The 12299-nt window shown below is 58.7% G+C and carries 14 protein-coding genes and 1 tRNA gene; 12 read left to right on the plus strand and 3 right to left on the minus strand.

All coding sequences use genetic code 11. The annotated features are described in order from the left end of the window. Window positions 1-14: 14 nt before the first annotated feature. From NVB75_RS27215 to NVB75_RS27225, 3 genes are all read left to right on the plus strand, one after another. Window positions 15-602 carry a sigma-E factor negative regulatory protein gene (locus NVB75_RS27215; protein WP_258344146.1) on the plus strand — a complete coding sequence of 196 codons (588 nt, stop codon included), beginning with the start codon at window positions 15-17 and terminating at the stop codon, window positions 600-602. A gap of 16 nt (window positions 603-618) precedes the next feature. Then, window positions 619-1569, plus strand: coding sequence for a MucB/RseB C-terminal domain-containing protein (locus tag NVB75_RS27220; protein ID WP_258344147.1), 951 nt, complete (start codon window positions 619-621; stop codon window positions 1567-1569). Between the two features lie 246 nt (window positions 1570-1815). Beyond that, the gene (locus NVB75_RS27225) at window positions 1816-3255 is read left to right on the plus strand and encodes a DegQ family serine endoprotease (RefSeq protein WP_003211993.1); all 1440 of its coding nucleotides are present in this window, start codon (window positions 1816-1818) and stop codon (window positions 3253-3255) included. A gap of 68 nt (window positions 3256-3323) precedes the next feature. Here the strand turns inward: NVB75_RS27225 and NVB75_RS27230 are convergent, their stop codons facing one another. After that, a complete protein-coding gene (locus tag NVB75_RS27230) occupies window positions 3324-4757 on the minus strand; it encodes a M48 family metalloprotease (RefSeq protein WP_258344149.1) in 1434 nt (477 codons plus the stop codon). Window positions 4758-4852: 95 nt separating this feature from the next. Between NVB75_RS27230 and NVB75_RS27235 the strand changes: the two genes are divergently transcribed. Then, window positions 4853-5092 (plus strand): sulfurtransferase TusA family protein, encoded by a 240-nt coding sequence (locus NVB75_RS27235; protein WP_003211989.1) that lies wholly within the window; start codon window positions 4853-4855, stop codon window positions 5090-5092. A 40-nt stretch (window positions 5093-5132) separates the two neighbouring features. Beyond that, window positions 5133-6203 (plus strand): AI-2E family transporter, encoded by a 1071-nt coding sequence (locus tag NVB75_RS27240; RefSeq protein ID WP_003211986.1) that lies wholly within the window; start codon window positions 5133-5135, stop codon window positions 6201-6203. 110 nt (window positions 6204-6313) lie between these two features. Here the strand turns inward: NVB75_RS27240 and NVB75_RS27245 are convergent, their stop codons facing one another. Further along, window positions 6314-6787, minus strand: a complete 474-nt coding sequence (locus NVB75_RS27245; protein ID WP_017479251.1) for a peroxiredoxin — start codon at window positions 6785-6787, stop codon at window positions 6314-6316. 10 nt (window positions 6788-6797) lie between these two features. Next, window positions 6798-7358, minus strand: a complete 561-nt coding sequence (locus tag NVB75_RS27250) for a glycine cleavage system protein R (protein ID WP_003172487.1) — start codon at window positions 7356-7358, stop codon at window positions 6798-6800. Window positions 7359-7619: 261 nt separating this feature from the next. Between NVB75_RS27250 and dapA the strand changes: the two genes are divergently transcribed. The 7 genes from dapA to NVB75_RS27285 all read left to right on the plus strand — a co-directional run bounded on the left by dapA (window position 7620) and on the right by NVB75_RS27285 (window position 12250). After that, window positions 7620-8498 (plus strand): 4-hydroxy-tetrahydrodipicolinate synthase, encoded by an 879-nt coding sequence (gene dapA / locus NVB75_RS27255; protein ID WP_258344152.1) that lies wholly within the window; start codon window positions 7620-7622, stop codon window positions 8496-8498. A gap of 17 nt (window positions 8499-8515) precedes the next feature. Continuing rightward, window positions 8516-9631 carry an outer membrane protein assembly factor BamC gene (gene bamC, locus NVB75_RS27260; RefSeq protein ID WP_258344153.1) on the plus strand — a complete coding sequence of 372 codons (1116 nt, stop codon included), beginning with the start codon at window positions 8516-8518 and terminating at the stop codon, window positions 9629-9631. Window positions 9632-9635: 4 nt separating this feature from the next. Further along, window positions 9636-10394, plus strand: coding sequence for an MBL fold metallo-hydrolase (locus NVB75_RS27265; protein WP_258344154.1), 759 nt, complete (start codon window positions 9636-9638; stop codon window positions 10392-10394). Between the two features lie 28 nt (window positions 10395-10422). Then, window positions 10423-11136, plus strand: coding sequence for a phosphoribosylaminoimidazolesuccinocarboxamide synthase (gene purC, locus NVB75_RS27270; protein WP_003211975.1), 714 nt, complete (start codon window positions 10423-10425; stop codon window positions 11134-11136). Window positions 11137-11219: 83 nt separating this feature from the next. Further along, window positions 11220-11309 (plus strand) — tRNA-Ser (locus tag NVB75_RS27275). Between the two features lie 121 nt (window positions 11310-11430). Beyond that, a complete protein-coding gene (locus NVB75_RS27280) occupies window positions 11431-11826 on the plus strand; it encodes a nucleotidyltransferase domain-containing protein (protein ID WP_258344155.1) in 396 nt (131 codons plus the stop codon). Beyond that, window positions 11816-12250: a DUF86 domain-containing protein gene (locus tag NVB75_RS27285; protein WP_258344156.1), complete on the plus strand. Its 435-nt coding sequence runs from the start codon at window positions 11816-11818 to the stop codon at window positions 12248-12250. The genes NVB75_RS27280 and NVB75_RS27285 overlap by 11 nt, the downstream gene beginning before the upstream one ends. Window positions 12251-12299 lie beyond the last annotated feature (49 nt).

Genomic DNA, 12299 nt, shown 5'->3' on the forward strand with positions numbered 1-12299 from the left:
AGAGAGGAACCGCCATGAGTCGTGATGCCCTGCAGGAATCGCTGTCCGCAGTGATGGATAACGAAGCGGATGAACTGGAACTTCGTCGAGTGCTTAATGCATTTGATGATGCCGAAACCCGTGAAACCTGGTCTCGTTACCAAGTCGCTCGGGCGGTGATGCACAAGGATCTTCTAATCCCTCGTCTGGATATTGCTGCGGCCGTTTCTGCTGCGCTGGCTGATGAAGCCGTTCCGGCAAAAGCTGCTCGCGGTCCTTGGCGTAGCCTGGGTCGTCTGGCAGTCGCTGCTTCGGTGACCGTCGCTGTACTGGCAGGTGTTCGCCTGTACAACCAGGACGAAATCGCCGGTGCCGAATTGGCCCAACAGACCCAGCAACCGGTCATGGCCGGTCCGCAGGTCAAGGGTCCAGCTGTACTGGCAGGCTACAAGGAAAGCTCCGATACCACCGGGCCTATGGCCAACGGTGTACTTCAGGGGCAATCCGGCTGGCAAGATCAGCGTCTTCCAGGCTACCTGCGCCAACACGCACAGGAATCGGCCTTGAAAGGCACTGAAAGCGCCCTGCCATACGCTCGTGCTGCAAGCCTGGAAAACCGCTAGTCCGCCAAGGAGCTTTATGCGCGCCATACCGCTCCTTGCGCTTTTGCTCAGTGGCTGGTTTGTAGTCCCCGCCCATGCCGACGAAGCCCAAGACTGGCTGACGCGTCTTGGGCGGGCGGAGCAGCAACAAAGCTTTCAAGGCACCTTCATCTACGAGCGTAACGGTAGTTTTTCTACCCATGACATCTGGCATCGTGTCCAGAATGGTCAGATCCGTGAGCGGCTTTTGCAGCTCGATGGTTCTGCCCAGGAAGTCCTGCGCGTTGATGGCCGTACGCAATGCGTGAGTGGCACGCTGGTTGCCGGGCTGGGGGGCTCTCCGAACGCCGCAGCGCGCGCCCTTGATCCGCAAAAACTCAAAGCATTCTACGACCTTGCCGTCATCGGCAAATCGCGCGTGGCTGGTCGAAATGCGGTGATCGTCTCAGTGACCCCTCGTGATCAATACCGCTATGGTTTTGAGCTGCATCTGGATCGCGAAACCGCGCTGCCACTGAAGTCATTGTTGCTTAATGACCAGGGCCAGTTGCTGGAGCGATTCCAGTTCACACGGCTCAACACATCGGTGCCTGACGATCGTGATTTGCTGCCCAGCGGCGAATGTACGCCGGTTGCAGTGACCAGCGCCAAGGCCCCGGAGGTCGAGATCCCTCAGGATTGGCGCCTCGATTGGTTACCGCCAGGCTTCCAGTTGGTCAACCGCAGCGCGCATAAAGACTCCCATACCAAGGTAACTGTCAGCAGTTTGATGTATGACGATGGTCTGGCGCGTTTTTCGGTATTCCTGGAGCCGCTCAACGGCGCGGCCGTGACCCGTACCCAACTTGGCCCGACAGTCGCAGTATCACGGCGTTTGAATACCCCGGAGGGTGAGGTGATGGTGACTGTCGTCGGTGAAATTCCGATTGGCACCGCCGAGCGAATTGCGCTGTCTTTACGCAGTGGCACCACGCCCGCCAAGCCGTGAGTTGTTAATCCTATGTTCATCCTGATATTTCAATGTTGCGCAGGAGAGCGTCGTTGCCTGCCTCTACCGAGAGACATGAAATGTCTGGATCATTTTTTTCACTTGCTAAAATCCCCTATGTTTTTTATAGGTCAGGGCTTCTCGGCCCTGGCCTTGTTTTGTTCGCGGAACAAAAATGTCGGTCGCAGTTTTTTCGGCGTTTATTGAACCCTGTCGCTCAACCCTGCTCGTCGTAACGGGAGCTGTATGTCGATACCACGTTTGAAGTCTTACCTATCCATAGTCGCCACGGTGCTGGTGCTGGGTCAGGCCGTTACCGCGCAAGCGGCCGAGCTGCCTGATTTCACCCAACTGGTGGAGCAGGCGTCGCCTGCCGTGGTGAACATCAGCACTACGCAAAAGCTGCCGGATCGCAAAGTCTCCAACCAGCAGATGCCTGACCTTGAAGGCCTGCCGCCGATGCTGCGGGAGTTCTTTGAACGTGGCATGCCCCAGCCGCGCACGCCGCGTGGCGGTGGTGGTGGCCAGCGTGAGGCACAGTCCCTGGGCTCGGGTTTCATCATCTCGCCTGACGGCTACATCCTTACCAATAACCACGTGATTGCTGACGCCGACGAGATTCTGGTGCGCCTGGCGGATCGCAGTGAGTTGAAAGCCAAGCTGGTGGGCACGGATCCACGCTCCGACGTGGCCCTGCTGAAAATCGAAGGCAAGGACCTGCCGGTGCTGAAACTGGGCAAATCCCAGGACCTGAAAGCCGGGCAATGGGTTGTCGCCATAGGTTCGCCGTTTGGTTTTGACCACACCGTGACCCAAGGTATCGTCAGCGCCATCGGTCGCAGCCTGCCGAACGAAAACTACGTGCCGTTCATCCAGACCGACGTGCCGATCAACCCGGGCAACTCCGGCGGCCCGCTGTTCAACCTGGCGGGCGAAGTGGTCGGCATCAACTCGCAGATCTACACCCGCTCCGGTGGTTTCATGGGCGTGTCGTTCGCGATTCCGATCGACGTGGCCATGGATGTTTCCAACCAGCTGAAAACCGGTGGCAAAGTCAGCCGCGGCTGGCTGGGCGTAGTGATCCAGGAAGTGAACAAGGACCTGGCTGAATCCTTCGGCCTCGACAAGCCGGCCGGCGCCTTGGTCGCGCAGATCCAGGACGATGGCCCCGCAGCTAAAGGTGGCCTGCAAGTCGGTGACGTGATCCTGAGCATGAACGGCCAGCCGATCGTCATGTCTGCGGACTTGCCACACCTGGTGGGCGCTCTCAAGGCCGGCAGCAAGGCCAAGCTGGAAGTGATCCGTGACGGCAAGCGCCAGAACGTTGAGCTGACCGTCGGCGCGATTCCGGAAGAAGGCGCGGCGCTGGATGCACTGGGCAACAGCAAGCCGGGTGCCGAACGCAGCAGCAACCGCCTGGGCATTGCCGTGGTCGAGTTGACCGACGAGCAGAAGAAGAGCTTCGACCTCAAGAGCGGTGTAGTCATCAAGGAAGTCCAGGACGGCCCTGCCTCCCTGATTGGTCTGCAACCAGGTGATGTGATTACCCACCTGAACAACCAGGCCATCAACTCCACCAAAGAGTTCACCGACATCGCCAAGGCGCTGCCGAAGAACCGCTCGGTGTCGATGCGCGTCCTGCGTCAGGGGCGTGCCAGCTTCATTACCTTCAAACTGGCCGAGTAATCCGCTAGTCCAATAAAAAAGCCCCGCTCTCGATGTACGAGAGCGGGGCTTTTTTGTGGCTGTAAGGTTTAGCCCATCATGTCTTTGATCATGCGTTCCTGGTCGATCAGTTCACGCTGGCGTGCATCGATACGTGATGAGAGCGGGAAGTTGCTGCCGGCGCGGCGCTTGGCGAAGTCCAATTGCTGGATGGCCTGCTTGAAATCCCCCACCAGGGCGAAGTACTCGGCGCGGGCCTGGTGCAGGCCGATGATATTGCCCGACAAGCCACGGGTTTCCGCGACCTGATACCAGACATCCGGATCGTCTGTGCGTGATTTGAGCAGGCCTTCCAGGGCTTTTTCCGCATCAGCGGTACGGTTCTGCTTGAGCAGCAGGTCCACCCGCACCTGATTCAGTGGGTAGTTGCCCGGATATTGCGTCAACATCCGGTCCGTGCGCTGCTGGGCATCCGGCAGGCGGTTGTTGGTAATGTCCAACTCGATCTGCGCCAGGTTGTAGGTGATGTCGTTGGGTGCCTTGGCCAGCAGCGGCTTGAGGTTTTCCCGGGCCAGGTTGAACTGCGCGCCTTTGATCTGGGCGATGGCCAAGCCATAACGCGCCACATCATTTTTCGGGTTTTCATCCAGCTGAGCCTGGAAGCGCTTGGCTGCCAGGCCTGGAGTGTCTTCGTAATACAGCTGCACGCGAGCGCGGATCAGTTGGTAGCGCAGGCTGTCTTCAATGCCGCCCGGCTTGGCTTGCTCCGCGCGGTTGCGGGTGTCGGCGATCCGCGATTCGGTGACCGGGTGAGTCAGCAGGAATTCTGGTGGCTTGGCGTCAAAGCGGTACTGGCGCATCAAGCGCTCGAACATGGTCGGCATGGAGCGCGGGTCGTAACCAGCCTTCTCCAGGTTGAGAATGCCGATACGATCAGCCTCTTGCTCGTTTTGCCGGGAAAAGCGGCGTTGCTCCTGGATGGCGGCGGCCTGGCTGCCGGCAATCGCGGCAATACCGGCATCACCTGCACCGGCGGCGGCGGCAATGATGCCGCCGAGCAGCGCTGCCATCATCGGGATTTGCATGCGCTGCTGCGCTTCTACACCTCGGGCAAAGTGGCGTTGGGACAAGTGAGCCAATTCGTGGGCCAGTACCGAGGCATATTCGCCTTCGGTCTGGGCATTGAGGAACAGGCCGCCGTTGACCCCGACGATGCCGCCCGGTGCGGCAAAGGCGTTCAACTGCGGGCTGTTGATCAGAATGAATTCCAGGCGCCGGTCATTGACCTGGCTGGTCTCCACCAGTTTGTACACGCTGGTTTCGACGTAGTCCTTGAGCTGCGGGTCGTTGAGTTGCGAGACCTGGCCACGCAAGTAGGACAGCCATGCCCGGCCTAAATCGTATTCCTGTTTCGGCGAGACAATGGCAGAACTGGCGTCGCCAAGTGACGGCAGGTCGTCAGCGAAGCCTGGAGAGGCCAGCAGGCAAGCCAGCGTCAGCAGGGTAGGGCGCAAAAAAGTCATGCACAAAGCCTTTCGACAAAGACCTTACTGTAGCCGGACACTGAGCTTCGGACCAGATATTCTAAGCGCCCTCGATGCCCACCCGGAGCAAAACCATGACCGACGCTGTAGCCTTCGATGCCGAACTGGATGCCAGTGGCCTTAACTGCCCGCTGCCATTGCTCAAGGCCAAGCTGGAACTCAATCGGCTGGCCAGCGGCGCGGTGCTCAAGGTGATCGCCACGGACGCGGGCTCCCAGCGGGATTTCCGCACGTTTGCCAAGCTGGCCGGCCACACCTTGCTGCATGAAGAAGACGAAGCAGGCGTCTATCGTTACTGGTTGCGCAAGGCCTGAATCGCTTGAATGTGCTGTCCTTATCGCCTGAGGTTTATTGATGTTCAAAGTGTTACGTGACTGGATTCAGCGCTACTTCTCCGACGAAGAAGCCGTGGTGCTGGCCGTCCTGCTGTTTCTTGCCTTTACGGCCGTGCTCACCTTGGGCGGCATGCTGGCGCCAGTATTGGCGGGGATGGTGCTGGCGTACCTGATGCAAGGCCTGGTCTCCATTCTGGAGCGTTTGCGCTTGCCGGGTGGGGCGGCGGTGGGCCTGGTGTTTGCCTTGTTCATGGGGCTGTTGCTGGTGTTTATCGTGATCGTGGTGCCTTTGCTGTGGCATCAGTTGATTACCTTGTTCAACGAACTACCGGGCATGCTCGCCAAGTGGCAGTCATTGCTGCTGCTGTTACCCGAGCGTTATCCGCATCTGGTATCGGACGAGCAGGTATTGCAGGCCATTGAAGTAGCCCGCGGTGAAATCGGAAAGTTCGGACAATGGGCGCTGACCTTTTCCCTTTCGAGCTTGCCGTTGCTGGTCAACATCATGATTTACCTGGTACTGGTGCCGATCCTGGTGTTCTTCTTCCTCAAGGACCGCGAGATGATCGGTCGTTGGGTGCGTGGCTACCTGCCCCGTGAGCGGGCGCTGATTACCCGGGTCGCCGAAGAAATGAACCGGCAGATTGCCAACTACATCCGTGGCAAGGTCATCGAGATCTTTATCTGCGGTGGCGTCACCTACATTGGCTTTGTCGCGCTGGGACTGAACTACGCAGCCCTGCTGGCGCTGCTGGTGGGGGTTTCAGTGGTGGTGCCATACGTCGGCGCGGTGGTGGTGACAGTGCCGGTGATGTTGATCGCGCTGTTCCAATGGGGCTGGAGCGATCAGTTCATCTACCTGATGGCGGTATACGGCATCATCCAGGTGCTGGACGGTAACGTGCTGGTGCCGCTGCTGTTCTCCGAGGCGGTGAACCTGCATCCGGTGGCGATCATCTGTGCGGTGTTGTTGTTTGGCGGGTTATGGGGCTTCTGGGGGGTGTTCTTTGCGATTCCCCTGGCGACGCTGTTCAAGGCGGTGCTGGATGCCTGGCCCCGGCAGGAGCCGGTGGTGGCACCATTGTTGTAACTGTAGGAGCGAGCTTGCTCGCGTAGCGTTCACAGGCAACGCGTCCATTCAGGTAGGGCGCGTTTTCGTTAACGACCTTCGCGAGCAAGCTCGCTCCTACAGGTTCGGTGTCAGGCTTTATTCAGCGCCTGCGCCGCTGCCAGCACGGCATCCACATGGCCTGGTACTTTCACACCACGCCATTCCTGACGCAGCACACCATCCTTGTCGATCAGGAAGGTGCTGCGATCAACGCCTAAATATTCCTTGCCATACAGCTTCTTCAGCTTGATCACATCAAACAGCTGGCAAACAGCCTCGTCCTTGTCGCTGATCAGCTCAAAGGGGAATTCCTGCTTGGCCTTGAAGTTCTCGTGGGATTTCACGCTGTCCCGTGACACGCCGAACACTTCGGTGTTGGCCGCTTTGAAGGCTGCGTGCTGGTCACGAAAGCCCTGGCCTTCAGTGGTGCAGCCCGGTGTGCTGTCTTTCGGGTAGAAGTAGATCACCACTTGCTTGCCCTTGAGCCCGGCAAGGCTGAAGGTCTGCCCGCTGGTGGCCTGGGCTTCGAAGTCGGCTACCGGTTTGTCGATGACTACAGCCATGAAAACTTCCTTACATTGGGTTCTGTGGGCGCCAAGGCTCGATCAGTGCGTCGAGGTTCAGGGCATCGGCGAAATCCAGGAACTGGTCGCGCAGCCAGCTGATCTGCACGCCGGCCGGCAAGGTCACGGTAAAGGTGGCGTTGAGCATGGTGCCGCCGGTCTGCGGGGCCTGATAGGTGTCGCAGGTCAGGTTTTCCAGCTCGACGTTATGGTCGATAAAGAACTGGCACAGCTCGTTGACGATGTCCGAGCGGTAGGCCGAGCTGACATAGGCGACATAAGGCAGAGCCTGGGGGCGGTTTTCCAGGGCTGCGCTGCGCACCACGTTGACGGTGAAGTCATGCTTCTTGGCCAGGCCCGGCAAGCCGGTTTCAAGGCGGGCCAGGGCATCCCAGGTCCCGGAAATCTGCAGGACCAGCGCGCTGCACTCGCCATGGCGGGTCAGGCGGGAGGTCACGACGGCGCAGCGGTTTTCATGGCTGGCGCGGCACAGGACGTTAGTCAGCTCCATGGGGTTGGCGCCGAGGGCACTGATGACAAGGAATTGTTCGCGGACTGTGGGGGTGGACATGCAGCCTTCCTAAAGCGATGAGCGGTCGATACGATGAAAGCGGTATCAATCAAAGGATGAAGGGTAGCGAAAACCATCGCCAAGGGCTAGGAGGTGGCGTTTTCATTACGTAATCAGCTTCATCAAACCCTGCTTTGGCCGAATGATGGCGTTGCTGCGAACTAAGTTGATCCAGAACGCATCCTCAGGCGGTACTTCGCTTGTACAAGCATCTTGGCGCCAGTACCATTACCGCTCTCTTTTTCCGGCAGGAGCGGTTGCATGATTGCGGGCAGTATGGTGGCACTGGTCACACCCATGGATGCACAAGGTAATCTCGACTGGGACAGCCTGGGCAAACTGGTGGACTTCCACCTGCAAGAGGGCACCAACGCCATCGTGGCGGTCGGCACCACAGGTGAATCGGCCACACTTGATGTGGAAGAACACATCGAAGTGATCGAGTTCGTGGTCAAGCGCGTTGCAGGGCGTATTGCTGTCATCGCCGGCACGGGCGCCAATTCGACCCGCGAAGCGATCGAATTGACCAGGAACGCCAAGAAAGCCGGCGCCGATGCCTGCCTGCTGGTGACTCCGTACTACAACAAGCCGACCCAGGAAGGCCTGTACCTGCACTTCCGCGCTATTGCCGAAGCGGTCGACATCCCGCAGATCCTCTACAACGTGCCCGGCCGTACCGCCTGCGACATGAAGGCCGAGACCGTGATCCGCCTGTCCACCGTACCGAACATCATTGGTATCAAGGAAGCCACCGGTGACCTGCAACGCGCCAAGGACATCCTGGCCGGCGTCAGCAGCGACTTCCTGGTGTATTCCGGTGACGACGCGACTGCCGTCGAACTGATCCTGCTGGGCGGCAAAGGCAACATCTCGGTGACTGCCAACGTCGCACCGCGCGCCATGAGCGAGCTGTGTGCCGCGGCCATTGCCGGTGATGCGGTCAAGGCCCGGGCGATCCACGAACAACTGGCACCGCTCAACAAAAACCTGTTTATCGAATCCAACCCTATCCCCGTGAAATGGGCGCTGCATGAGATGGGCTTGATGCCGGACGGTATCCGTCTGCCGCTCACCTGGCTCAGCGAAGCCTGTCACGAACCGCTGCGACAGGCCCTGCGCCAGTCCGGCGTCCTGGTTTAATTGAGGAAGCACTACGCATGAAGCGATTGGCCGGACTTTCCGCACTTGCCTTGATTATCTCCAGCACCAGTGGCTGCGGTTGGATCTGGGGCCCGGAAGGCTACTTCCGCGACCGCGGTAGCGATTACCTGGAAGCCCAACAAACCGCCCCGATGAAATTGCCGTCGGACGTCAACGTCGCCAAGCGCCTTGACCCGTTGCTGCCGATTCCGCGCAACGTGGCCGACGACACCTTCAAGGGCGAGTACGAAGTGCCGCGTCCACAGCCGTTGTCGGCCGTTGCCGATGCCAGCGACTACAGCCTGCAGAAGAGCGGCGACACCCGTTGGGTCATGGCCCAGCGCCCACCTGCCGAAGTCTGGCCGGTGGCCGTGCAGTTCTTCCAGGACAACGGTTTCCGTATCGATGAGCAACGCCCGCAGACCGGTGAATTCACCACCGCGTGGCAGCACACCAGCGAACTGTCGGCGTCCATGGCCAAGCGCCTGCAAGCCGGCGGCGTAGCCAATGACAGCGAAGCCCGCATCCGCGTGCGCATCGAGCCAGGCGTGCAGCGCAATACCAGTGAAGTCTATGTGGTAAGCGCCGAGCGTCCTGCCGGCAGCACTGCCAACGTCGACTTCACCCCACGTTCGGTCAACACCGGCGTGGACGCTGCCCTGGTCGACGAAATGCTCGCCAGCATGAGCCGAATCTCCGAGAAGGGCGGTTCCGTCTCCCTGCTCGCCGCCGGTAGCTTCGACACGCCTAGCCGCGTCAGCCTCAGCGAAGACGGCAGCGGTAACGTTGTGCTCAACCTGGGTGAAGACCTGGATCGCGCCTGGTCGAGTGTCGGCCGCGCGCTGGAGCATGGCGAATGGCGCGTTGAAGACATCAACCGCAGCCTAGGCCTGTACTACATCAACTTGGCTGAAAAAGCCGAGAAGAAAGACGAAGAGCCAGGTTTCTTCAGCAAGCTGTTCGGCAGCAAGCCGACCAAGGAAGAAGTCGAGACCCGCGCCGAGCGTTACCAGGTTCGTTTGAGCAAGGTAGGCGAAACCGTGCAAGTCACCGTCGAGAAAAACATCAACACCGTGGCGCCGGCAGAAGTGGCGCGCAAAGTGTTGGGCGTGATTCAGGACAACCTGGGCTGATCCGATGCGTTTTGCCGTTCTCGGCAGCGGTAGCCAAGGGAACGGCACGCTTGTAGCCCACGACGACACGTACGTCCTGGTGGATTGTGGTTTCTCCCTGCGGGAAACCGAGCGGCGCCTGCTGCGCCTCGGGGTTCACCCCGCGCAGCTGAGCGCGATTCTGGTGACCCACGAACATGCCGACCACGTGCATGGCGTGGGTTTGCTGTCTCGGCGCTACAATCTTCCGGTGTACCTGAGTCGCGGTACCTTGCGCGGGATGCGCAAACCGATTGAACCCGCAGGTTTGCTGGCCGGTGGCGACCAATTGCAGATCGGTGCCTTGAGCATCGCTGTGATTGAAGTGGCCCACGATGCCCAGGAACCGACGCAATACGTATTCAGTGATGGTGAACGGCGCTTCGGCCTGCTCACCGACCTGGGTTCCTACTGCGCCAAGGTGCTGGACGGTTATCGCGACCTCGACGCATTGATGATCGAGTCGAACCACTGCCGTGACCTGCTTGCGCGGGGTCACTACCCGGCCTTTCTCAAGCGGCGGGTTGGCGGGCAGTTTGGACATTTGAACAACCACCAGGCGGCGTACCTGGTGTATGAGTTGGGCTGGCAAGACCTGCAACACCTGGTCCTGGCCCACCTGAGCAGCAAGAACAACCTGCCGCAGCTGGCCCGGCAATGTTTTGTCGACACCCTTGGGTGCGACCCGGACTGGCTGCAACTGGCCGATCAAGATTCAGGGCTCGACTGGCGGCACATCGCCTAGCCCACCTACTTAGCAAGCGGAGCCCATCATGGAAAAACGTGAAGAACTCTACCGCGGCAAAGCCAAATCGGTTTACAAGACCGACGACGCCAACCGCTTGATCCTGCTGTTTCGCAACGACACCTCGGCGTTCGACGGCAAGCGCATCGAACAGCTCGACCGCAAAGGCATGGTGAACAACAAGTTCAACGCCTTCATCATGCAGAAGCTCGAAGCGGCCGGCATTCCGACCCAATTCGACAAACTGCTGGGCGACAACGAATGCCTGGTGAAAAAACTCGACATGATCCCGGTCGAGTGCGTCGTGCGTAACTACGCGGCCGGCAGCCTGGTGAAGCGTTTGGGCGTGGAAGAGGGGCTCAAGCTCAACCCTTACACCTTCGAACTGTTCCTGAAAGACGACGCCAAGGGTGACCCGTTCATCAACGAATCCCACGTAGTGGCATTCGGTTGGGGCACCGCTGAACAACTGGCGCGCATGAAAGAACTGTCGCTGAAGGTCAACGACGTCCTGAGCAAACTGTTCGACGACGCCGGCCTGCTGCTGGTGGACTTCAAACTGGAATTCGGTGTGTTCCACGACGGCTCCATCGTCCTGGGCGACGAATTCAGCCCGGACGGCTGCCGCCTGTGGGACAAAGACACCCGCAAGAAGATGGACAAAGACCGCTTCCGCCAGGGCCTCGGTGATGTCATCGAAGCCTACGAAGAAGTCGCCAACCGTCTAGGCGTACCGCTGTAATCGACGCAAGCATCTGATAGCACGGAAAAAAATCGCTTTGGCGCTTTGCTTCCAGGAAACAGGCTGTTATGATGCGCGCCGTTGGAGAGATGCCAGAGTGGCCGAATGGGACGGATTCGAAATCCGTTGTACCTTCACCGGTACCTAGGGTTCGAATCCCTATCTCTCCGCCATTATTGAAAAATGAAAAACCCCCGATGACTTCAATGTTGTCGGGGGTTTTTTGCTTTCAGTCAGAAACTGCATAATGAATTCTGCTACGGTCTTCGTTAATTGGCGCTTCGGACATCAGTCATGAATTTTAAAAAAGTACTGGCGCGTTTGCAGGCTGAAGTTCCCGAGCTATTGGCTGTGTATGTGTTCGGTAGCCAAGTGACGGGTGAGGCAGGTAGTGAGAGTGATCTGGATGTTGCGGTCCTTTCTGCGGGAGTGGTCGAGCCTTTATTGCTATGGCAGCTTTCCGGGGAGTTGGCCGATATCGTTGGAGTTCCCGTCGACTTGCTTGATTTGCGCGCAGCCTCAACGGTAATGCAATACCAAGTATTGACCACTGGGCGTCGGCTCTGGTCCGGGGACGTCCAGGCGGGTCTATTCGAGAGCTACGTCCTGAGCGAAAAAACCGCGCTGGACACGGCAAGGGCTGAGTTGTTGGCGGATATCCAGAAGGAAGGGAAAGTTTATGGTCGATGATGTTCTCATCAATAAAGCAGCCAGCATTGAGCGGTGCGTTGCTCGCGCCCGTCAGGAATACGATAAAGATCCCACCAGCTTCGCCACAGATTTTACGCGCCAGGATGCGGCGATTTTGAATATTCAGCGGGCCTGTGAGGCAGCGCTGGACATGGGCCAACACTTGATTCGTCGTGAGCGCCTGGGCGTTCCACAAGGAGCCCGTGACGTGTTTGAATTGTTATGTCAGGGCGGTTGGGTCAATCCTGCGTTGCTGACCAACCTGAAGAACATGGTCGGGTTTCGTAACATTGCTGTTCACGAGTACCTGACGCTTCAATTGCCGATTACCGTAGCGATCATCACAAAACATCTGGGGGAGTTTCTAGCATTTAGTTCGCATATTTTGACCAAGGATGCGGGGTTGGAAAATAAACAGGTCTAATCTGTGAATTTTACCCTCCCTCCGAATAAGTTTTCCTGCTGCGGTGTTC

This window comes from Pseudomonas sp. CBS, assembly GCF_024734645.1.
GTDB lineage: Bacteria > Pseudomonadota > Gammaproteobacteria > Pseudomonadales > Pseudomonadaceae > Aquipseudomonas.